We start from the raw sequence: 20479 nt of genomic DNA, 5'->3' as shown, positions 1-20479 counted from the left end.
GGAGGCCATCTGCCCGTGAAGATTGGACACGAAGAATTGACCGGCTATCTTGAAAAGCTGCTGAAGCAAAGATCGGCTGAAATTATGAAACTGGAGGCCTATGCCGAAAAGCATGGCGTGCCTATTATGGAACCGACAGGAATCGAAGTGCTCCTGCAGCTTCTTTCACTCAAAAATCCGAAAAAAATTCTTGAAATCGGTACCGCCATCGGTTATTCGGCGATTCGGATGGCACTTGCCCTTCCCGAAGCTGAAATCTTTACGATCGAGCGCGATGAAGACAGGTATCGGGAAGCGTTGAAAAACATCCGGTCATTCCAGCTTGAAAACAGAATTCACGTGTTCTTCGGCGATGCGCTCAGCGAATCGGACGCCGTTCAATCGATGGCTCCTTATGATGCGCTTTTTATCGATGCCGCAAAAGGCCAGTATCAGAAGTTTTTCAGTATATATGAAAAAATGCTCGCCGATGACGGCATCATTTTTACTGACAATGTCCTTTTCAAAGGCCTTGTCGCATCAGATTACAATCAGATCGAAAACAAGCGCATCAAAAAGCTTGTATCGAAAATAGATCATTACAATCATTGGCTGATGGAGCATCCTGACTACCACACGGCGATCCTGCCTGTGGGCGACGGATTGGCCGTCAGTCAAAAAAGAGGTGAACGGATATGAAAAAGCCTGAACTGCTTGTGACGCCGACGGCTGTTTCGGATATTAAGCCTTTGGCAGAGGCGGGCGCCGATGCGTTTATCATCGGTGAACAAAGGTTCGGTCTGCGTTTAGCCGGGGAGTTTTCCAGAGAGGAAGTAAAAGAAGCCATCATTCAGGCTCATCAAAAAGGCGCAAAAGTATATGTTGCCGTGAATGCGATTTTTCACAATGACCGGGTTCCAGAACTGAATGACTACCTTTCTTTCTTGGACGAGGCAGGCGCCGATGCAGTTGTCTTCGGCGATCCCGCCGTACTGATGGCTGCACGGGAATCAGCGCCGAATATGAAACTTCACTGGAATACGGAAACGACCGCAACCAACCATTATTCCTGCAACTATTGGGGTCGAAAGGGCGCGAAGCGCGCGGTGCTCGCAAGAGAGCTCAACATGGACAGCATCGTTGAGATTAAAGAGAAAGCAGAAGTCGAGATCGAAATTCAGGTTCACGGCATGACATGTATGTTCCAGTCAAAGCGCTCCCTGATCGGCAACTATTTTGAATACCAGGGAAAAGTCATGGATATCGAAGGAAAGAAAAAAGAAAAAGGCATGTATCTTCATGATAAAGAACGCGGTAACAAATATCCGATTTTCGAAGACGAAAACGGCACGCACATCATGAGTCCGAATGACGTCTGCATCATTGATGAGCTTGAGGATTTAATCGATGCCGGCGTCGATTCATTTAAAATTGAAGGGATTTTAAAATCGGTCGAATACATGACTGAGGTAACGGCCATGTACCGCGAAGCCATCGACCTTTGCATCGCAGACAGAGAAGCATACGAAGACAAGAAAGAAGAATGGATCGAGCGGATTGAACAGCTGCAGCCTGCAAACCGCAGCATCGATACCGGATTCTTTTTCAAAGAAACAGTATACTAAAAGGAGGGATAGCCATGTCTGCAGTAAAAGATAAAATTTCCAAAATCGTTGATGGAAAACGCGTCATTACGAAAAAGCCAGAACTTCTTGCTCCGGCGGGAAATTTGGAAAAACTGAAAATCGCTGTCCACTATGGCGCAGACGCTGTATTTATCGGCGGACGTGAATATGGACTCCGCTCAAACGCAGATAACTTTTCAATTGAAGAAATGGCTGAAGGTGTCGAATTTGCGAAAAAATACGGCGCAAGAATTTATGTGACGACAAACATTTTTGCGCATGAAGAAAATATCGACGGGCTAGAAGACTATTTGCGCGACCTCGAGGGAGCAGGCGTGTCAGGCATTATCGTCGCTGATCCCCTGATCATTGAAACATGCCGCAGGGTCGCGCCGAAGCTGGAAGTGCATTTGAGCACCCAGCAGTCCCTTTCAAACTGGAAAGCCGTTCAGTTCTGGAAGGAAGAAGGCCTTGAGCGGGTCGTGCTCGCGCGCGAAACGAGCGCACTTGAGATCAGAGAAATGAAAGAAAAAGTGGATATTGAAATCGAAACATTCATACATGGTGCGATGTGCATCGCTTATTCCGGCCGCTGCGTGCTCAGCAACCATATGACGGCCAGAGACTCTAACCGCGGAGGCTGCTGCCAGTCATGCCGATGGGACTATGATTTGTATCAGACGGACGGGGCGAATGCACTGCCGCTATATGAAGAAGGCGATGCACCGTTTGCGATGAGCCCGAAAGATCTGAAGCTGATCGAATCGATTCCGCAAATGATTGAAATGGGTATTGACAGCCTGAAAATAGAAGGCCGGATGAAATCGATCCACTACATTGCGACAGTCGTCAGTGTGTACAGAAAAGTGATCGATTCTTATTGCGCTGACCCTGAAAATTTCGTCATCAAAGAAGAATGGCTGAAAGAACTGGACAAATGCGCCAATAGAGACACGGCGCCTGCTTTCTTTGAAGGAACCCCCGGATATGAAGAGCAGATGTTCGGCGTCCACGGCAAAAAGACAACATACGACTTTGCCGGACTTGTCCTTGATTATGATGAAGAGACAAAAATGGTTACGCTCCAGCAGCGGAACTTCTTTAAAACCGGAGATGAAGTCGAATTTTTCGGTCCGGAAATCGAAAATTTCACATGCAAAATTGACACGATATGGGACGAAAAAGGCAATGTGCTTGATGCAGCCCGCCATCCCCTGCAGATCGTCAAATTTAAAGTGGACAACAAGATATATCCTAGCAACATGATGAGAAAGGGGCAGTAATGGCATGGGGAAAAAACCGGTAGTTATCGGCATAGCGGGAGGCTCCGGATCTGGAAAAACGAGCGTCACCAGATCCATTTATGAACAGTTTAAAGGTCATTCGATCTTGATGCTGGAACAGGATTTATATTATAAAGATCAGAGCCATCTGCCGTTTGAAGAGCGGCTGAACACGAACTACGACCATCCGCTTGCATTTGATAATGACTATTTGATCGAGCATTTAAACGAATTGCTTGCCTACAAGCCGATCAAAAAGCCGATTTACGATTACAAGCTGCATACGCGTTCAGAGGAAGTCGTGCACGTCGATCCGAAAGATGTTATTATTTTGGAAGGAATCCTTGTCCTCGAGGATGAAAGGCTCCGCGACTTAATGGACATCAAGCTGTATGTCGATACGGATGCCGACCTGCGGATCATCAGAAGGATGGTCAGAGACATAAAAGAAAGAGGACGTTCGATCGATTCTGTCATCGAGCAGTACATCTCAGTCGTCAGACCGATGCATAACCAGTTTGTCGAACCGACGAAACGCTATGCCGATATCATTATTCCGGAGGGCGGACAAAACCGCGTCGCCATCGACCTGATGGTAACAAAAATACAAACTATTCTTGAACAAAACGCGATTTTATAATAACATAGCATAGACAAACACAACTCTGACCATATTATGTATAGAAATTGAAGGGTTCTCATCCTGAGCCCTTCTTTAACTGTATAAGCACCATTTACCGGAGCCTTCCATCCGGTTTATATGATACTTTACAAATATGGGAGAGAAGAAGGGGACAAGGGTTGTCCTCATTCTTGTATATTCAAGTCTATACCTCACATACAAGTGATGAGGAACCAACTAGAAGGAGTGAAGGAACATGGCACAAGAGAAAGTATTTCCTATGACAGAAACGGGAAAGAAAAAACTGGAAGAAGAACTTGAGTATTTGAAAACGGTTAAACGTAAAGAAGTTGTTGAACGTATTAAAGTGGCAAGAAGCTTCGGAGACCTCTCCGAAAACTCCGAATACGATTCAGCAAAAGAAGAACAAGCTTTTGTAGAAGGGCGCATCACAACCCTTGACAATATGATCCGCAACGCAAAGATCATCGAAGACGACGGTGCAAACTCAGATATCGTCGGCCTCGGAAAAACCGTTACATTTACGGAGCTTCCTGACGGTGAAGAAGAATCTTATACCATTGTGGGCAGCGCGGAAGCCGATCCGTTTGAAGGAAAAATCTCGAACGATTCCCCAATCGCGAAAAGCCTTCTCGGCAAACAGGTCGGGGACGAAGTGACCGTTCAAACACCGGGCGGCGAAATGCTTGTAAAGATTGTGAAAATTTCATAAAATTTGTTTAGCAAACGATGACCTCGTCCACAATGTGGATGAGGTGTTTTTATTATGAAATGGCAAAAGCGCATGAAGTGGGTGTCGATTATCATTTCGGCTGCCCTGTTATTTCTGCTGATCAGGCTCGCTGAAATTCAACTGTTTTTTACCGAATCCTTTTCTAAACGGAATGTGAACTTAATCCAGGAAAGCGTCAAACAGCGCACTGAGGAAGTTCGGATTTCAGACGGGAGAGGATCTTTTTTAGATCGGAACGGCGAACATTTGTCCGTCACCCAAAAACCGGCCATCGTCTTATTTCCTTTTTTAAAACATCAGCCATGGCCGGCCGAAGAAGCAGCCGAAATTTTAAACATGACAAAAGATGAGCTCGAGAATAAGCTTGAGCATGCGAAAAAACCTGTGATTCTTACAAAACATGAAGGAGCGTCCATTTCAAAGACGGCTCTCGAAAAAATCAATAAACTGAAATATCCCGGCGTTTACGGCGTATACATAGAAGAAACAGAAAAAAACAGGCTGGCTTCGCATACGCTCGGTATGACCAATCAAGACCCGGACCTTCTCCGACGAAAATATCCCGATAAAGAGGGCCTCTCCATCAGCACGAAAATCGGCACCTTCGGCATGGAGCGGACATTTGATGAATTCCTGCTGCCTGAACAAGATACAAAACTGTTGTATCATGTGGACGGATTGGGAAACCCTTTGTTCGGTATGGACGTCAAATATACGGCAGATGCAAATCCGTTTTACCCGCTGCAAGTCAAAACAACGATCGACAAAAAGGTTCAGCGGGCAATGGAAGATGTACTGGCTGACCATCAGCTTGATAAAGGCGGAGCGGTTCTGATTGACATCGAGACGAACGGCGTGGCGGCGATTGCGAGCAAGCCCGATCTCAACATGGCATCGCAAAAAACAAGGCAAAACTATATGCTGACACCGGTATATCCCGGCTCGGTTTTTAAAACCGTGATTGCCGCGGCAGCGATCGAAAACGGCTTGGACCATCCGTCAAAAACCTTTAACTGCAATTTGAACCTGTACGGTGAGGCCGGAGAAGACAAAGGGAAGCTCAGCTTGGAAGACAGTTTTGCGGAAAGCTGCAACTACACGTTTACAAATCTTGCTGGGCAGCTCGTTGAAAAAAACAGCTCCGTGATCGAAGATACCGCCGCAAAGCTTGGGCTGACCGGACGGGTCGGCTGGGAAGGGAAGCTGTATCATGAAGATGAGTTCAGACAGTTTCATCATGAAACTGCCGGATCAATCTGGGGGGATGAAAAGGACAAAAAAGTCAAAAAAGCTGTAGCCCAGACCGCCATCGGCCAAAAAAATGTGAAGCTGACCCCGTTGGAAATCGCCAACATGATGGCGACCATTGCAAGAGGCGGAGAGAAAAAACAAGTCAAGATCGCAGACCAGATCGAATATAAAAACGGCACATTGATGACGGCTTTTAAAGATCACAAGCTCCCCGGAGAGAAAATCGATCAGTATACCGCGCAAAAGCTGCAGAAACTGCTCAGAAAAGTCGTCACGTCTGAAAAGGGGACAGGCCGGCGCTTCAGAGATCTTCCGTACGAAGTAGCGGGCAAATCGGGCACAGCTCAGACAGGCAGGACGGCAGATGACAAAAAATCGCTCTATCATAAATGGTTCGCAGGTTATTTTCCGGCGGACAAACCGAAATATGCGCTCGTCGTCGTCCATATGGATACGCCGGATAGCAAGGCTGCGACAAATGCCGTATTTTATGATATTGTTAAAAAAGTATATGAAATTGAAAAGAACCAGACATAGAAGAATGCCTCAGGTGATGATAAAATAGAAAGCGAGGCAAGAGGGAAAAAGGAGTGCAATGAACTTGAGCGAAACAAGGGAATCTCGTTTTGAAAATCGTGATAAGCGCAGGAAAGCGAATCTTGTGCTTAACATTTTAATAGGCATCGTATTGGTATTAATCGTTGTCGTCGCCAGCAGTCTGATGATGAACAGCCCGAAGGAGCAGGCGCAGCAAGATGCTTCGAAAAACGATTCTGAACAGACGACAGAAGCACCTGCTTCCGACAATAAGAAACAAACGTCTGACGAAGATGTAAAAGATGAGGACAAAGGAAAAAGTGATTCTGCCGACAAAGAAGACAGCGATTCCGACTCGGACAAGGATAAAGACTCTGCTTCAGACGAGGACAAATCAACATCAGATGATCCGTTTGAAGGAGCCGAAGTGAAAGAAGGCGGTTCAAGCGCCAATGTTGAAAAAACGATCATCAATCCTGACTGGAAGCCTGTCGGCACACAACAGAGCGGACAGCATACCGCAACATATGATTCGTCTTCACAAGACTGGAAAGAAATGCTTGAAGCCATTTCATATGCGACAGGGGTTTCCCAGGATAACATGACGTTGATCTGGCTCGGAAACAACGGCAGCCCGCAAGATGCGAAAGGAACCATTCAGGCGAAGGACACCGGCGTCAAATACCAGGTAGCCATTACTTGGGTTGACGGGAAAGGCTGGAAGCCGACAAAAGTTGAACAGTTGAAGTAAAGAAAAAAGCGTCCGGTTTTAACAACCGGGCGCTTTTTTTTATGATTCGGCTTTAAAATGCACGACTGCGCTGTAGTGGATCCGTCCGTCAATGACCGCCGTCTGATGGGAAACCGAATGGACCCTCAGCAAAAGCGCCTGGTTGTTTTCAATCTGCTGACTGATCTTTTTTTCAAGCTCCTCTAAGCTCAGCGCCTCAAAAAACTCAATTTTATCTTTGATCAGATCGAGCCCGAAGTTCATAAACCAATCCTCCATTCGTTTCAAGTCATTTTTTATTAAAGCAAAGAAGCGTCCGGGTGACAAGGGAAATATAACCAAGCCTTTTTTGTACCCAAAACGAATGACTTGTGGTAGGATAAGAACTAATCAACTGAATAAATCATACTATACTTATAGGAATTGTAAAAATAGATGGAGAGTGACGATAAAATGGGAAGAGAGTTCATTCCTTTATTTGAGAACTGGGCAAATTCTTATGATGATACAGTAGTTGGCCGCGATCTTCAGTACAAAGAAGTGTTTCGCAACTACGACGGCATTCTGGATGATGTCGTCAGCCGCTCCGGGCATAAAGTTCTTGAATTCGGCGTCGGCACTGGCAATCTGACTGCAAAATTGCTGGCAGCCGGAAAGGGAGTCACAGGTGTAGAACCTTCAAAAGCAATGAGGGAAATTGCCGAGGCAAAGCTAGCGGAGACTGCAGTGATCGTTGACGGAGACTTTCTCGACTTTCCGGAACCGCCGTTTTCTCCCGACACGATTGTCAGTTCCTATGCGTTTCACCACCTGACAAACGAAGAGAAACGGGAGGCTGTGAAGCGATATGGAAAAATGCTCGGAATGCATGGTAAAATAGTGTTTGCTGATACCGTCTTCAAGGATCGGGAAGCCTTCTCTGCCGCTGTTAAAAAAGCGAAGGAAAAAGGGTTCCTGCAATTGGCGGAAGACCTTGAAACGGAACATTATCCGACGCTTTCGGAAATGGAAATGATCTTTACCTCAGAACAATTCAGTATCGCCTTTCAAAAGCATAATGATTTTGTCTGGGTAATGGAAGCGGCAAAATTGTAATTTGAAGGGAAGTTTTAAGATATGAAAATCGCAGTTATCGGAGCAATGGAAGAAGAAGTCACGATTTTGCGAAGCAAGCTCGAACAGACGAACCAAGAAGTCATCGCAAACTGTGAATTTACCAGCGGATTTTATGAAGGAAAAGAAGTCGTACTTTTAAAGTCCGGCATCGGCAAAGTCAATGCAGCCATGAGCACGACGATTCTGCTCGACCGCTTTAAACCGGACGTTGTCATCAACACCGGATCAGCCGGCGGCTTCCATCATTCGCTTAATGTCGGAGACATCGTCATCTCGACCGAAGTCCGCCATCATGATGTCGATGTCACGGCATTTGATTATGAATATGGACAGGTTCCGAATCTGCCGGCCGCATACAAGGCCGACAGTACATTGATCCAAGCGGCGGAAGCCGAAGCGTCTGAACTGGGACACATTCAGGTTGTCAAAGGAACGATTGCAACAGGCGACTCCTTTATGAGCGATCCTGACCGCGTGACATTCATCCGCGGCAAGTTTGCAGATCTTTACGCGGTTGAAATGGAAGCGGCTGCTGTCGCACAGGTTTCCTATCAATTTAATACGCCGTTCGTTGTCATCAGGGCGCTTTCAGACATCGCCGGAAAAGAGTCTGAAATTTCATTTGACCAATTTTTGGAGCAGGCTGCCAAGCATTCGACAGATCTTGTGCTCCGCATGATCAAAAGAATCAATTAAAAACAGGGGGGAGCCCCCCTCTGTTTTGCACCTCTTGAAGGAGGAAGGAACATGAATGTGATCAAGGACATCACCCAATTGATCGGTAAAACGCCGCTTCTGCAGATTTTGAATTTTCATATCCCCAGCGGTGTTAACATATATGCAAAGCTTGAAATGATGAATCCGGGAGGCAGCATTAAAGACCGGCTCGGAGAAGTGATGATTGCTGAAGCCGTCGATTCGGGAAAGCTGAAACCCGGTGGAACGGTTATTGAGGCGACAGCAGGCAATACGGGAATCGGCCTTGCCCTCGCCGCCAGAAAGCACAGGATTAGACCCGTTTTTTGCGTGCCCGAGCATTTCAGCATGGAAAAACAGTCGATCATGAAAGCGCTCGGCGCTCGAATTGTTCATACCCCCAGAAGTGCCGGAATGAAGGGTGCGATTGAAAAGGCACTTGAACTTGAGAAGGAGATTCCTGATTCTTATTGCATTTTGCAGTTTAAAAACCCAGTAAATCCATTGGCTTACTATAAAACGATCGCCCCGGAAATATGGGATGATCTTGACGGCCGGATTGACGTCTTCGTCGCCGGTGCGGGATCAGGCGGGACATTTGCGGGAACCGCCAAGTTTCTAAAAGAAAAAAATCCGTCCATTAAAACGGTTATTGTTGAACCTGAAGGCTCGATTTTAAACGGAGGAGAACCGCACGGACATAAAACCGAAGGAATCGGAATGGAATTCATTCCGGAATATATGGACGAAAGCCATTTCGATGAGATTTACACCGTGCTTGACGAAGAGGCGTTCCGGCTTGTAAAAGAAGCCGCTGAAAAGGAAGGGCTTCTGATCGGAAGCTCATCAGGCGCCGCGTTGTTTGCCGCGTTGAAAGAAGCCGAAAAAGCGAAAGCCGGCACAAACATTGTGACAATTTTCCCCGACAGCAGCGACCGCTATTTAAGCAAAAAAATTTACGAAGGAGGAATATAAGATGAAGCCAAAAACGAAAATGATCCACGGCGGCATTACAGGAGACGAAAAAACAGGAGCGGTATCGGTTCCTATTTACCAAGTCAGCACGTACAAACAGCCGCGCGCCGGACAGCATACAGGATACGAATATTCCCGGACGGGAAATCCGACAAGAACGGCGCTCGAATCCTTGATCGCGGATGTTGAAGGCGGTAAAGCAGGCTACGCGTTCGGCTCTGGGATGGCAGCGATCACAGCGGTCATGATGCTTTTTAAAAGCGGCGATCACATCGTGTTGACAGATGATGTATACGGCGGCACATACCGCGTGATGACAAAGGTGATGAATCGCATCGGCATTGAAGCGACCTTCAGTGATACGAGCAGCATTGAAGACATCGAAAAAGCGATCAAGCCGAATACAAAAGCGATTTATGTTGAGACGCCGACAAATCCTTTATTGAAAATCACGGACATCAAGAAAGCCGCTGAAACAGCGAAAAAGCACGGCCTGTTGCTGATTGTCGACAACACCTTCTACACACCGTACTTTCAAAACCCAATCTCGTTGGGAGCCGATATCGTCCTTCACAGCGCGACGAAGTACTTGGGCGGACACAGCGATGTCGTCGGCGGACTGGTTGTGACAGCCTCGAAGGAACTCGCAGAAGAGATCCATTTCATTCAAAATTCTACAGGCGGGATTCTCGGGCCTCAGGATTCCTGGCTCTTAATGAGGGGGATGAAAACCCTTGGCTTGAGAATGGAAGCGCATGAGCAAAATGCCAGGAAAATCGCAGCTTTTTTAGATGATCATCCGGCCGTCAAAAAGGTTTATTATCCAGGGCTGCCGTCCCATCCGGGACATGAGCTTGCCAAGCGGCAAAGCACGGGCTTCGGCGGCATGATCTCGTTTGATATCGGAAAAGAAGAGAACGTGGACATTGTCCTTGGCCGTCTGAAATGGTTTACGATTGCCGAAAGCCTTGGCGCGGTTGAAAGCCTGATTTCAGTGCCGGCGCGGATGACTCACGCTTCGATCCCGCGTGAACGCCGGCTGGAGCTTGGCATTACAGACGGATTGATCCGCATTTCCGCCGGGGTAGAAGATATTGACGATCTGTTGGAAGACTTGCAGCAAGCGCTGGCCCCGATTTCTTAAAATGGCTGAATTTACATGTCTGGTCATCTGTCAATCTATGTTATCCTGAATCATATCCATTATGAAACAAAAGCAGGTGATCATGACATGCAGAAGAAAAAAGTCAAATCGCTGATGGAAGACTATAAGCAGTTTGCTTTTACGCTTCTCAGCGTAAGCGCATTTTTATATATCGGATCGGTCATTCCCGGACAAGGTTTGGAAACCGGCCAAAAGATGACAATGATGCTCGCGACATGCGGCTTTTTGGGAGGAGCCTTCTATTGTGTGAAGCGCTCGCTTAAATATAAAAGACAATTAGATGAGATGGAAGAATCGTAAGCGGAGAGACTCAGAGAGGGGCTCTCCGCTTTTTTTGTTTGATCAATCCGTCCATTTATTAAAAAAACGGTTTACAAACAGGAATTTGATGGATATACTTACAAAGTAAACAAAAAGCAAAGGAGGTTGATGAACATGAAACCAGCACTGACTACATACATTAGACTTTGTGAACGCCAATATCATGATTCATCAAACCTGTGGGAGAGATTGTGCACTTCCTTAACCGATGCTTTTTCAGCACAGCCGGTCCGTTAGGAAGTTAGGCATAATAATACGCTGCTCCTCCCGCAAGATAAAGACTCGATTCGTTTTTATCTGGCGGTTTTTGTTTGCGCCCGCAGGTTTGTCAGATAATCTGCGGGCTGTTTTGTTTTTAGCGAACTTGAAAGGAGGTGAGCGATGTGACAATAAATCTATTCTTCTTAACACTAACCATTCAGAGACGATTTAAAAGTCCGGAAGAGTACGAGCGAGAATACGAAATCGAACAAATGTACAATGAAATGAAAGACCTGCAGCTGAAATATCTTTACATGAACAGCCAGCGCTAGCTTAAAGCGCGAAAAAAAATAAAGGAGGAGATCAAGATGATGCATAGAAGGGAACTGTTGGCACATTACACTCGGGAGAAGGACCAGGTTTAGCCGGGGCTGAAACGAGTTCCGCATCTCCGCTTTTCTGCATAATATGAAGCAAGCAATTCAATGAATGCGGGTGAAAAGCATGCAGAAAAACGGCAGAATGCCTTTTATCGGCCACGGGTATACATCAATGCCTCATTCTTTCAAGCACGGATACGGTAATCCGTACCGGCGCCAAAGAATGGAGATGGCGCGCCAATTCGGGTATTGGCCGCATTATTGGTATTATTGAGAAAGAGCAGAAAACGTTTGTTTTCTGCTCTTTTTCATGTGGACAAACTGAATGGCAAAATAAAAAGGGGGGATTTAAAGCCCCCCTCCTGTTCATTTAGCAGACGTAACAAGCGCCGATGATAATTAACAGAATGAATAGAACCACAACAAGCGCGAATCCGCCTCCATAGCCGTATCCGCCGCCGTATCCACCGCCGTATCCGCCAGGGTAGCCACCCCAGCCGCCGCAGCATCCGCCGCCGTAACCAAAGCCCATAAATAGCACCACCTTTTAGTGAAAATTCCATATATACTATGCATGGGTTTGAGTTGTGGAAAGGGCGGATAGACCAATTCATTAAAAAAACAGTTTTCTTAAAGCGAAACATTTTCAAAGCTGAAGCCGTCTAGTTATGGAATGTAACAAAAGAATGCAGTTATTTTTGCTAATGCTTTTAATATTCGGTTTATTGACCGATATGAGTGGTGAAAGGCCCGTTTGAACGATTTGCAACCTGAAAAACCGGGCTAATTAGATATTAAAGCAGGTGTTATAACGTGTTTGAACAATGGCTTGGAAAACAATTGCGGAGCCCGAGAGGCATTTTGTCGAAATGGGTCGCGTCATATATGGAAAACGGAAATCATGATATAAACGAATGGACCATCAATTTAATGGATGTCTGTCCGCATGAGCGCATCCTTGAAATCGGAACGGGAAGCGGAGCGGCGCTTTATCAGATCGCGGAGATGCTTGAAAGCGGCAAAGCCTGCGGCATAGACGCTTCAAAAAGCATGGTCAAGCAAGGGATGCGGCGAATCCGTCATATGAAAGAAGAAGGAAAAGCCGAATTGAAGCTCGGCCATGCCGAAAACATTCCTTATCCGGACCGTTCTTTTCATAAAGTATATTCAGTCCACACCCTTTATTTTTGGACGGATTTCAAACAAGCATTAAAAGAAATTTACCGTGTTTTACAGGTTGACGGCACGCTGTTTCTCGCCGTCGATCTGGAAGGGCAAATGAAAAAATCGAAAAAAACAAAAGGCTTTTCCTTATACTCAGAAGAGCAAATCAAGCAACTGCTTGAAGAAAGCCATTTCAGAGACATCACGGTACATATGAACGAAAATGACTGCTGCATTTCTGCGGTAAAATCGTGAGCTTTGTACGATCATCCCTTTCATACGAGAGGGATTTTTTATGTTTGATAGAGTTGAAACCAGATCTTAAATATCATATTTTTGATTTTTAAAGAAAAGTATTCCAATAACATAGCAAACATGGTTTAATATCAAAGTGAACGTTTTTACTATATTTTCCGGAGGTATTTATGAACAAAAGGATCGTGAAAAGTTCAATTGCTTTCTTTCTCCTTGTTGCATTGATTTTTGGCCAGCTGCCTCTACCGAAGACTATGGCGGCCGAAGACAGCGTTCCGATTAACGAAACCACACTGACCGGCGCGTCCCCAGTTGAAGCGTCATTTCAAAGCGATGATGAGGTGCATTGGTATAAAATCAATCCTTCAAATCAGGAAATCGCAAACCACACGCATTTCCGCGTTAAACTGAAATCAGATGCAGAGCTGAACATTTCCGTTTACTCCAGCCTGGAAAACGCAGCTGATCACCAAACGTTTGACAGATACAACGGCTACTCCTATGAAAATAATCCCGCTTTAATCGATTTTCCGATTGCCTGGAAAGGTCCTTACTACATAAAAGTAGAAAATCACCATGATGAGGAAAACGAAACCACTTCAATTACAGATATTTCTTACACCATCAGCTATGAAGGCGTCACCCTGCCTCCGGCAAACCAGGAGGCGGAAGAAGAGTGTCCTGCAGAATTAAGCGTCTCCGAAAGGGAAACCGGCAAGGGCATATTAAAACAGTTAAGAACGATCAGGGATGAAGTTCTTTCAAAAACTGAAAAAGGAAAAGAGCTGTCTTCCCTTTACTATAAAGCAGCTCCATTCATCAGCGCAAAAATGCTCTTTAACAAATCGATGAGAGACAGTGTCTACAAAGACTTGGTGCAGCTGAAGCCGCTGTTTTCCGATGTCGCAAAAAACGGAAAAGAGAGCGCATACACCATTACGAATGATGATCAAAAAGCGATCAGCCGTCTGTACGAAACAGCGCGCGAGTCCGTTCCCGAGTCGCTGAAAAAACAGCTGGATCAAGTGGCAAAAGACATCGGCATCGAACAATTAACAGGCAGCAAAGTATCGGCTGTGCTGGAGAAAGCGGGGATGGCGACAGCTACATCAAGCGCCCCTGAAAAACGCTATATTGTAAAATTGAAAGACGGCAAAAAACTGGGTTCTTTCAAATCTAAAGCCCAATCTTCCGGCGTCAAGGCATTAGAACCACTTGGTAAAAGTAAAACGAAATTTAAAGATATGTACGTTGTGGAAATGAAGGAAAGCCGTTCAGCCGGATTCAAAGCGGCGGCAAAGCAATATCAGACGGCAGCAGCCAAGATTGCCAAGATGCCTGAAGTGGAATTCGTCGAACAGGTTCAGCAATATGAAGCACTGTCAGCGGACACCCAGTATCCATATCAATGGTCGCTCAAAAATAACGGCAAAAACCGTGCTGCGAATGCAGACATACAATTTGAACAGCTTCAAAAACTGATGAAAGGCAAAAAGCTGAGAGATACAGTAATCGCCGTTGTCGATACGGGTGTTGATCATACGCTTGCCGATTTAAGCGGCAGCGTCAAAAAAGACGAAGGCTATAACTATATCAGCCGCACCGCGGACGCGATGGATGACAATGGCCACGGCACACACGTGTCAGGCATCATCGCAGCTGCGCAAGACAACCATTTTTCAATGGCGGGAATCAATGCCTATGCCAAAATCCTGCCTGTCAAAGTGCTGGATTCTTCAGGAAGCGGAGATACGGAACAGATTGCCAACGGCATCATCTATGCTGCCGACCACGGTGCAAAAGTCATTAATTTAAGCCTTGGCGGACCATACAGCAGGGTGATGGAATATGCGCTCAAATACGCGGCGTCCAAAAATGTGACGATCGTTGCCGCCACCGGCAATGACGGAGTGTCGGAGATTTCGTACCCGGCATCTTCGAAATATACGCTTTCAGTCGGGGCGACCAATAACCTCGATCTCGTCTCGGACTATTCCAATTATGGAAAAGGTCTCGATATGGTGGCGCCGGGAACCGATATTCCAAGCCTCGTTCCGGACGGAAATGTCACTTATATGAGCGGAACATCTATGGCGGCGCCGCATGTTGCAGCTGCAGCAGGACTTCTTTTGTCACAGAATCCATCTTTGAAACCAAAGCAAGTCGCAAAGCTATTGACCGAGACGACAGCAGATGTGGCATTTGAAGAACAGGATAATCCCAACCCGGACTATGATCTGGATGTAGAACCGGCTGCTCAAATCCCTGGTTATGATTTCGTTTCCGGGTGGGGGAGGCTGAATGTTTATCACGCAGCCAGCGTTTTTGAGCTGAACATGAAGGTTCATCCCGTTTTAAACCGCCATACGGCAGTGACAGGCACAGCCAAAAGCGGTGTGGCGGTCAAAATCTTGCGAGGGAAGCAAGTATTGGGCACGGGAACAGCCGGAAAATCAGGCGCGTTTTCAGTGAAAATTCCGGCCCAGAAGGCGGGGCAAGTTCTTCATGTCGCGGCATCGGGTTATCAGGCGGAAGCCTCGCTCAGAACCGTCGTGGAAAAAGCGCCGAAAAACCCTTCCGTCAAACGCATCACGAACAAAGATACTGCCGTAACGGGGAAAACGGCAGCCGGCTACACGATCAAAGTGAAAAACGCGTCCAAAAAAGTGATCGCGCAAGGCAAAGCGGATGCATCCGGAGCGTTTAAAGTGAACATCAATAAGCAAAAAGAATATGCCGTTTTGTATGTCTCCGCATCTGCTGATGACTACAGAGAAAGCGGCGATGTTAAAATGACGGTTGCTGATGTCATCCCGCCAGGCGCCCCGAAAGTTTATCCGGTTTCCGATAAAAGTACGGTGATTCAGGGAAAAACAGAAGCAAACGCGCAAGTCAGCGCAAAAGTAAAAGGAAAGACGATCGCTTCCGGTAAAGCGAACGGAAAAGGTGAATACAAGCTGAAAATCAGCAGGCAAAAAGCCGGAACGGTCATCAGTGTAACAGCAAAGGATAAAGCCGGGAATGTCAGCAAAGCGAAAGCCGTCACTGTGTTTGACAAAACTCCCCCGCCCGCGCCAAAAGTGAATACGGTAACAAACAAGAGCACGGCCGTTAAGGGGAAAGCAGAGGCAAACGCCGCCATCACCGTCAAAGCAGGAAAGAAAACGCTTGGAACCGGCAAGGCCGATAAAAAAGGCGCGTTTTCCGTTAAAATAAAAAAACAAAAGGCAAACACTGTTTTAGCGGTCACTGCAAAAGATAAAGCCGGCAATACGAGCAAAGCGAGCATATTAAAAGTCAAAAAAGCAAAATAATCCGATGGCAGAGGGAACTGATGACATATCAGTTCCTCTTTTTTAATCGAAATTAATATATAAGAATACTATTAAACAGCCGCACTGCCTGCATTCGATTTATGAATTTCAACTCATATCAACAGTTGGGTCTATTCTCCCTTTTTTTGTTTTCCTTTAAAAAATTTTATATTAAAAAAGGAATTTTCGAGTGTTCTGTCAAAAAGTGAATGTATTGGAAAAAGCGGAATGAACGTTCATTCCGCTGGCTTGGAGGGCAAAATCAATGGAATCGGAAAGCAAATATCAGAAGATTATCGAGGCTTCGCTCGTCCTTTTCGCAGACCGTGGCTTTGACGCCGCAACCATTCCGATGATTGCCGAGAAGGCAAACGTCGGTGCAGGCACCATCTACCGCTACTTTGACAGCAAGGAAGACCTTGTGAACGTCTTGTTCCAAGACAGTGTGAAGAGATTTAAAGAAAAGATTGAGGAGGACTATCCTGAAGATTCAGCAGGGATAAAAAAACAATTTCAGCATATTTTCCGCTGCCTTTTCGAGTTTTCTCAGGAAAATGTCCATGCGCTTTATTTTTTGGAAATTGACAAAACCTCTCATTACCTGACAGAGAAAAGCCGTGAAGTCTTAAACGAACTGCTGGATTTCGTCTATTTATTTTTTGAAAAAGGGAAAGCGGCCGGCGTGATTCGCCCCTTGCCTTCTCACATCTTGTCGGCTGTGGTATTCGGGGCGTTCGTTCATATTCAGAAATTGGTAAGGGCCGGGGAAATCGAAGATCCTACCGGACTGATCAAAGAGATTGAAGAATGTTCCTGGCATGCTGTCAAACATCATGGATGAAAAGCTTTTTTCAAAACAGAAAGGATGATTTTCATGAACACGTTAAATGGAATTCCAATCCCTAAAACTTACGGACCGCTCGGCAACCTGCCTTTGCTTGACAAAAACAAGGTCTCCCAGTCTCTTTGGAAAATCGCGGATGAGATGGGGCCTATCTTTCAATTTAAGTTTGCAGATGCGATTGGGGTATTTGTGTCCAGCCATGAACTGGTTAAAGAAGTCTCTGACGAATCCCGGTTTGACAAAAACATGGGGAAGGGGCTATTGAAAGTTCGCGAGTTCAGCGGAGACGGGCTGTTTACGAGCTGGACGAAGGAACCCAATTGGCGGAAAGCCCACAATATCCTTCTGCCGAGCTTCAGCCAAAAAGCGATGAAGGGATACCATCCCATGATGCAGGACATCGCCGTCCAGCTCATCCAAAAATGGTCCCGTCTCAATCCGGATGAAAGTATTGACGTACCGGATGATATGACGCGGCTGACGCTGGATACGATCGGCTTATGCGGATTTAACTACCGATTTAACAGCTTCTACCGCGAAGGGCAGCATCCGTTTATCGAGAGCATGGTCCGGGGTTTGAGCGAAGCGATGAGACAGACGAAGCGCTTTCCGCTGCAGGAGAAGCTGATGGTCCAAACGAAGCGTCAGTTTGACAGCGATGTTGAGTCGATGTTTTCTCTTGTTGACCGGATCATCGCTGACCGGAAGCAGGCCAGCAGCGAAAGCGGAAATGACCTTTTATCGCTTATGCTTCATGCGAAAGACCCTGAGACCGGCGAAAAACTGGATGATGAGAATATCCGCTATCAAATCATTACGTTTTTGATCGCCGGGCACGAGACGACGAGCGGTTTATTATCGTTTGCGATCTATCTGCTCCTGAAGCATCCGGATAAGCTTAAGAAAGCGTATGAAGAAGCGGACCGCGTGCTGACCGATCCCGTTCCTTCCTACAAACAGGTTCAGCAGCTGAAATACATTCGAATGATTTTGAATGAATCGATAAGGCTTTGGCCGACGGCGCCGGCTTTTTCTCTTTACGCAAAAGACGAAACAGTTATCGGGGGAAAATACTTGATTCCGAAAGGCCAGAGCGTCACAGTGCTCATCCCAAAACTGCACAGGGATCAAAGCGTCTGGGGAGAAGATGCCGAGGCGTTCCGGCCTGAACGGTTCGAGCAGATGGACAGCATTCCGGCGCACGCATACAAACCGTTTGGCAACGGCCAAAGGGCATGCATCGGCATGCAGTTTGCCCTTCACGAAGCGACGCTTGTGCTCGGCATGATTCTTCAGTACTTTGATCTTGAAGATCATGCAAACTATCAATTGAAGATCAAAGAATCGCTGACATTAAAACCGGATGGCTTCACAATCAGGGTAAGGCCGAGGAAAAAAGAAGCAATGATGGTGACGCCGGGTGCTCAACCTGAAGAGAACATGCGGCAGGAAGAAAAGCCTTCCGCACCGGCTGCGGAAAATACGCACGGAACCCCTCTCCTTGTGCTCTACGGTTCAAATCTCGGCACAGCCGAAGAGGTTGCAAAGGAGCTTGCTGAAGAAGCGCGTGAGCAAGGATATCGAAGCCGGATGGCGGAGCTTGATCAATATTCAGGCGACCTCCCGGCAGAAGGGGCTGTTATTATTGTGACGGCTTCCTATAACGGAAACCCGCCCGATTGCGCAAGGGAATTTGTCCATTGGCTTGAGCATGATCAGACAGGCGATTTGCGCGGTGTCAAATATGCGGTATTCGGCTGCGGTAACCGGAGCTGGGCCAGCACCTACCAGCGGATTCCGCGCCTGATTGACAGCGCATTGGAAAAAAGAGGCGCCCAAAGGCTGCACAAGCTTGGAGAAGGGGACGCAGGCGATGATTTTGAAGGACAGTTTGAGTCATGGAAAAACGATCTGTGGCCGCTTTTAAGAACCGAATTTTCATTGTCCGAACCCGAGCCGAATCAAACAGAAACAGACAGACAAGCCATATCTGTCGAGTTTGTAAGCGCACCTGCGGCTTCGCCGCTGGCTAAAGCTTATCAAGTGTTTACAGCGAAAATATCGGCAAACCGGGAACTGCAGTGTGAAGAGAGCGGGAGAAGCACGAGGCATATTGAAATATCGCTTCCTGAAGGTACCGTATATCAGGAGGGAGACCATCTCGGGGTGCTTCCGCAAAACAGCGAGGTGCTGATTGAACGCGTTTTTCAGCGGTTTGGGCTGAACGGAAATGAACAAATTATGATCAGCGGCCGGAGTCAAGCATCACATTTGCCTTTGGAGCGGCCCGTTCATGTCAAGGATCTTTTTCAACATTGTGTCGAGCTGCAGGAACCGGCTGCAAGGGCCCAGATTCGCGAGTTGGCGGCACATACTGTATGTCCGCCTCATCAGCGCGAGCTTGAAGATTTGCTGAAAGATGACGTCTATAAGAATCAAGTGTTGAAAAAACGGCTGACAATGCTTGACCTGCTTGAGCAATACCCGGCCTGTGAACTGCCGTTCGCCCGCTTTCTGGCGCTTCTGCCTCCGCTAAAACCGAGGTATTACTCGATTTCCAGTTCGCCGCAGATTAACCCTCGGCAAACAAGCATCACCGTCTCTGTCGTAAGCGGACCGGCATTGAGCGGCCGCGGGCAATATAAGGGGGTTGCATCGAACTATCTCGCAGGCCTTGAGCCGAAAGATGCGATTTCTTGTTTCATCAGGGAGCCCCAGTCAGGCTTCAGGCTTCCTGAAGATCCTGAAACACCGATGATCATGGTCGGACCGGGCACCGGAATCGCACCTTACCGCGGATTTCTTCAGGCGCGCCGCCTCCAGCGTGATGCCGGGATAAAGCTCGGTGAAGCGCATTTGTACTTCGGCTGCCGCCGTCCGAATGAAGATTTTCTGTATCGAGACGAATTGGAGCAAGCGGAAAAGGACGGAATCGTCCATTTGCATACAGCGTTTTCCAGGTTTGAAGGCCGTCCGAAAACATATGTGCAAGATTTGCTCAGAGAGGATGCAGACATGCTGATTCACTTGTTGAACGAAGGCGGCCGCCTGTATGTGTGCGGAGACGGAAGCCGCATGGCTCCCGCTGTTGAACAAGCTTTCTGCGAGGCATATCGGATTGTACAGGGAGCGAGCCAGGAAGAGTCGCAAAGCTGGCTGTCCGCACTTTTGGAAGAAGGGCGCTATGTAAAGGATGTGTGGGACGGCGGCGTTTCCCAACATAACGTGAATGCGGACAGCATCGCAAGTACGTAAAACAAAAAGAGG

20 protein-coding genes are annotated in these 20479 nt (G+C 46.9%); 18 read left to right on the top strand and 2 right to left on the bottom strand.

Going from position 1 to position 20479, the window contains the following annotated elements:
- Positions 1 to 15: 15 nt before the first annotated feature.
- From LQ247_RS09310 to LQ247_RS09280, 7 genes are all read left to right on the top strand, one after another.
- Positions 16 to 678, top strand: a complete 663-nt coding sequence (locus LQ247_RS09310) for an O-methyltransferase (protein WP_145624158.1) — start codon at positions 16 to 18, stop codon at positions 676 to 678.
- Entirely contained in the window at positions 675 to 1604 is a 930-nt protein-coding gene (locus tag LQ247_RS09305; protein WP_020452392.1) for a peptidase U32 family protein, read from the top strand. The genes LQ247_RS09310 and LQ247_RS09305 overlap by 4 nt, the downstream gene beginning before the upstream one ends.
- A gap of 14 nt (positions 1605 to 1618) precedes the next feature.
- Complete coding sequence (locus tag LQ247_RS09300) at positions 1619 to 2887, top strand: peptidase U32 family protein (RefSeq protein ID WP_020452391.1); 1269 nt, start codon at positions 1619 to 1621, stop codon at positions 2885 to 2887.
- A 4-nt stretch (positions 2888 to 2891) separates the two neighbouring features.
- The gene (udk, locus tag LQ247_RS09295) at positions 2892 to 3527 is read left to right on the top strand and encodes a uridine kinase (RefSeq protein ID WP_020452390.1); all 636 of its coding nucleotides are present in this window, start codon (positions 2892 to 2894) and stop codon (positions 3525 to 3527) included.
- A 238-nt stretch (positions 3528 to 3765) separates the two neighbouring features.
- Positions 3766 to 4242, top strand: a complete 477-nt coding sequence (greA, locus tag LQ247_RS09290) for a transcription elongation factor GreA (protein ID WP_020452389.1) — start codon at positions 3766 to 3768, stop codon at positions 4240 to 4242.
- A gap of 54 nt (positions 4243 to 4296) precedes the next feature.
- Positions 4297 to 6051: a peptidoglycan D,D-transpeptidase FtsI family protein gene (locus LQ247_RS09285; protein ID WP_145930163.1), complete on the top strand. Its 1755-nt coding sequence runs from the start codon at positions 4297 to 4299 to the stop codon at positions 6049 to 6051.
- 58 nt (positions 6052 to 6109) lie between these two features.
- Positions 6110 to 6802, top strand: coding sequence for a YrrS family protein (locus tag LQ247_RS09280; RefSeq protein WP_020452387.1), 693 nt, complete (start codon positions 6110 to 6112; stop codon positions 6800 to 6802).
- Positions 6803 to 6841: 39 nt separating this feature from the next.
- Here LQ247_RS09280 and LQ247_RS09275 read toward each other — a convergent pair whose 3' ends face one another.
- A complete protein-coding gene (locus LQ247_RS09275; RefSeq protein ID WP_023855370.1) occupies positions 6842 to 7045 on the bottom strand; it encodes a YrzA family protein in 204 nt (67 codons plus the stop codon).
- 189 nt (positions 7046 to 7234) lie between these two features.
- Here LQ247_RS09275 and LQ247_RS09270 point away from each other — a divergent pair, with 189 nt between their 5' ends.
- The 7 genes from LQ247_RS09270 to LQ247_RS09240 all read left to right on the top strand — a co-directional run bounded on the left by LQ247_RS09270 (position 7235) and on the right by LQ247_RS09240 (position 11909).
- Complete coding sequence (locus tag LQ247_RS09270; protein WP_231006001.1) at positions 7235 to 7876, top strand: class I SAM-dependent DNA methyltransferase; 642 nt, start codon at positions 7235 to 7237, stop codon at positions 7874 to 7876.
- A 21-nt stretch (positions 7877 to 7897) separates the two neighbouring features.
- Entirely contained in the window at positions 7898 to 8593 is a 696-nt protein-coding gene (mtnN, locus tag LQ247_RS09265) for a 5'-methylthioadenosine/S-adenosylhomocysteine nucleosidase (RefSeq protein ID WP_231005932.1), read from the top strand.
- A gap of 51 nt (positions 8594 to 8644) precedes the next feature.
- Positions 8645 to 9568, top strand: coding sequence for a PLP-dependent cysteine synthase family protein (locus tag LQ247_RS09260; RefSeq protein WP_144498622.1), 924 nt, complete (start codon positions 8645 to 8647; stop codon positions 9566 to 9568).
- A gap of 1 nt (position 9569) precedes the next feature.
- On the top strand, positions 9570 to 10712 hold the full coding sequence (locus LQ247_RS09255) for a bifunctional cystathionine gamma-lyase/homocysteine desulfhydrase (RefSeq protein WP_025811067.1): 1143 nt from the start codon (positions 9570 to 9572) through the stop codon (positions 10710 to 10712).
- A gap of 87 nt (positions 10713 to 10799) precedes the next feature.
- Positions 10800 to 11033: a YrhC family protein gene (locus tag LQ247_RS09250; protein ID WP_011198155.1), complete on the top strand. Its 234-nt coding sequence runs from the start codon at positions 10800 to 10802 to the stop codon at positions 11031 to 11033.
- Between the two features lie 404 nt (positions 11034 to 11437).
- Entirely contained in the window at positions 11438 to 11587 is a 150-nt protein-coding gene (locus tag LQ247_RS09245; protein ID WP_020452381.1) for a YrzI family small protein, read from the top strand.
- Positions 11588 to 11759: 172 nt separating this feature from the next.
- Positions 11760 to 11909, top strand: coding sequence for a hypothetical protein (locus tag LQ247_RS09240; protein ID WP_164468297.1), 150 nt, complete (start codon positions 11760 to 11762; stop codon positions 11907 to 11909).
- 96 nt (positions 11910 to 12005) lie between these two features.
- On the opposite strand, the gene LQ247_RS09235 is transcribed toward LQ247_RS09240, so the two are convergent.
- Positions 12006 to 12167, bottom strand: a complete 162-nt coding sequence (locus LQ247_RS09235) for a YjcZ family sporulation protein (protein WP_020452380.1) — start codon at positions 12165 to 12167, stop codon at positions 12006 to 12008.
- A 281-nt stretch (positions 12168 to 12448) separates the two neighbouring features.
- Between LQ247_RS09235 and LQ247_RS09230 the strand changes: the two genes are divergently transcribed.
- From LQ247_RS09230 to LQ247_RS09215, 4 genes are all read left to right on the top strand, one after another.
- Positions 12449 to 13054 (top strand): class I SAM-dependent methyltransferase, encoded by a 606-nt coding sequence (locus LQ247_RS09230; RefSeq protein ID WP_023855366.1) that lies wholly within the window; start codon positions 12449 to 12451, stop codon positions 13052 to 13054.
- A 170-nt stretch (positions 13055 to 13224) separates the two neighbouring features.
- Positions 13225 to 16368: a S8 family peptidase gene (locus LQ247_RS09225; RefSeq protein WP_231005930.1), complete on the top strand. Its 3144-nt coding sequence runs from the start codon at positions 13225 to 13227 to the stop codon at positions 16366 to 16368.
- A 265-nt stretch (positions 16369 to 16633) separates the two neighbouring features.
- A complete protein-coding gene (locus LQ247_RS09220) occupies positions 16634 to 17209 on the top strand; it encodes a TetR/AcrR family transcriptional regulator (protein ID WP_023855364.1) in 576 nt (191 codons plus the stop codon).
- 33 nt (positions 17210 to 17242) lie between these two features.
- The gene (locus tag LQ247_RS09215; RefSeq protein WP_144498630.1) at positions 17243 to 20467 is read left to right on the top strand and encodes a bifunctional cytochrome P450/NADPH--P450 reductase; all 3225 of its coding nucleotides are present in this window, start codon (positions 17243 to 17245) and stop codon (positions 20465 to 20467) included.
- The last annotated feature ends 12 nt before the right edge of the window (positions 20468 to 20479 follow it).

It is taken from the genome of Bacillus sp. BS3(2021), assembly GCF_021043345.1.
Taxonomy (GTDB): Bacteria; Bacillota; Bacilli; order Bacillales; family Bacillaceae; genus Bacillus; species Bacillus paralicheniformis.
Note: the sequence above shows the minus strand (reverse complement) of the source record. Positions and strands in the feature narration are given on the sequence as shown.

Coding starts and splice junctions, on each gene's coding strand:
- LQ247_RS09305 (WP_020452392.1), top strand. CDS start 675: ATGAAAAAGCCTGAACTGCTTGTGACGCCGACGGCTGTTTCGGATATT.
- LQ247_RS09300 (WP_020452391.1), top strand. CDS start 1,619: ATGTCTGCAGTAAAAGATAAAATTTCCAAAATCGTTGATGGAAAACGC.
- udk (WP_020452390.1), top strand. CDS start 2,892: ATGGGGAAAAAACCGGTAGTTATCGGCATAGCGGGAGGCTCCGGATCT.
- greA (WP_020452389.1), top strand. CDS start 3,766: ATGGCACAAGAGAAAGTATTTCCTATGACAGAAACGGGAAAGAAAAAA.
- LQ247_RS09285 (WP_145930163.1), top strand. CDS start 4,297: ATGAAATGGCAAAAGCGCATGAAGTGGGTGTCGATTATCATTTCGGCT.
- LQ247_RS09280 (WP_020452387.1), top strand. CDS start 6,110: ATGAACTTGAGCGAAACAAGGGAATCTCGTTTTGAAAATCGTGATAAG.
- LQ247_RS09275 (WP_023855370.1), bottom strand. CDS start 7,045: ATGAACTTCGGGCTCGATCTGATCAAAGATAAAATTGAGTTTTTTGAG.
- LQ247_RS09270 (WP_231006001.1), top strand. CDS start 7,235: ATGGGAAGAGAGTTCATTCCTTTATTTGAGAACTGGGCAAATTCTTAT.
- mtnN (WP_231005932.1), top strand. CDS start 7,898: ATGAAAATCGCAGTTATCGGAGCAATGGAAGAAGAAGTCACGATTTTG.
- LQ247_RS09260 (WP_144498622.1), top strand. CDS start 8,645: ATGAATGTGATCAAGGACATCACCCAATTGATCGGTAAAACGCCGCTT.
- LQ247_RS09255 (WP_025811067.1), top strand. CDS start 9,570: ATGAAGCCAAAAACGAAAATGATCCACGGCGGCATTACAGGAGACGAA.
- LQ247_RS09250 (WP_011198155.1), top strand. CDS start 10,800: ATGCAGAAGAAAAAAGTCAAATCGCTGATGGAAGACTATAAGCAGTTT.
- LQ247_RS09240 (WP_164468297.1), top strand. CDS start 11,760: ATGCAGAAAAACGGCAGAATGCCTTTTATCGGCCACGGGTATACATCA.
- LQ247_RS09235 (WP_020452380.1), bottom strand. CDS start 12,167: ATGGGCTTTGGTTACGGCGGCGGATGCTGCGGCGGCTGGGGTGGCTAC.
- LQ247_RS09225 (WP_231005930.1), top strand. CDS start 13,225: ATGAACAAAAGGATCGTGAAAAGTTCAATTGCTTTCTTTCTCCTTGTT.
- LQ247_RS09220 (WP_023855364.1), top strand. CDS start 16,634: ATGGAATCGGAAAGCAAATATCAGAAGATTATCGAGGCTTCGCTCGTC.
- LQ247_RS09215 (WP_144498630.1), top strand. CDS start 17,243: ATGAACACGTTAAATGGAATTCCAATCCCTAAAACTTACGGACCGCTC.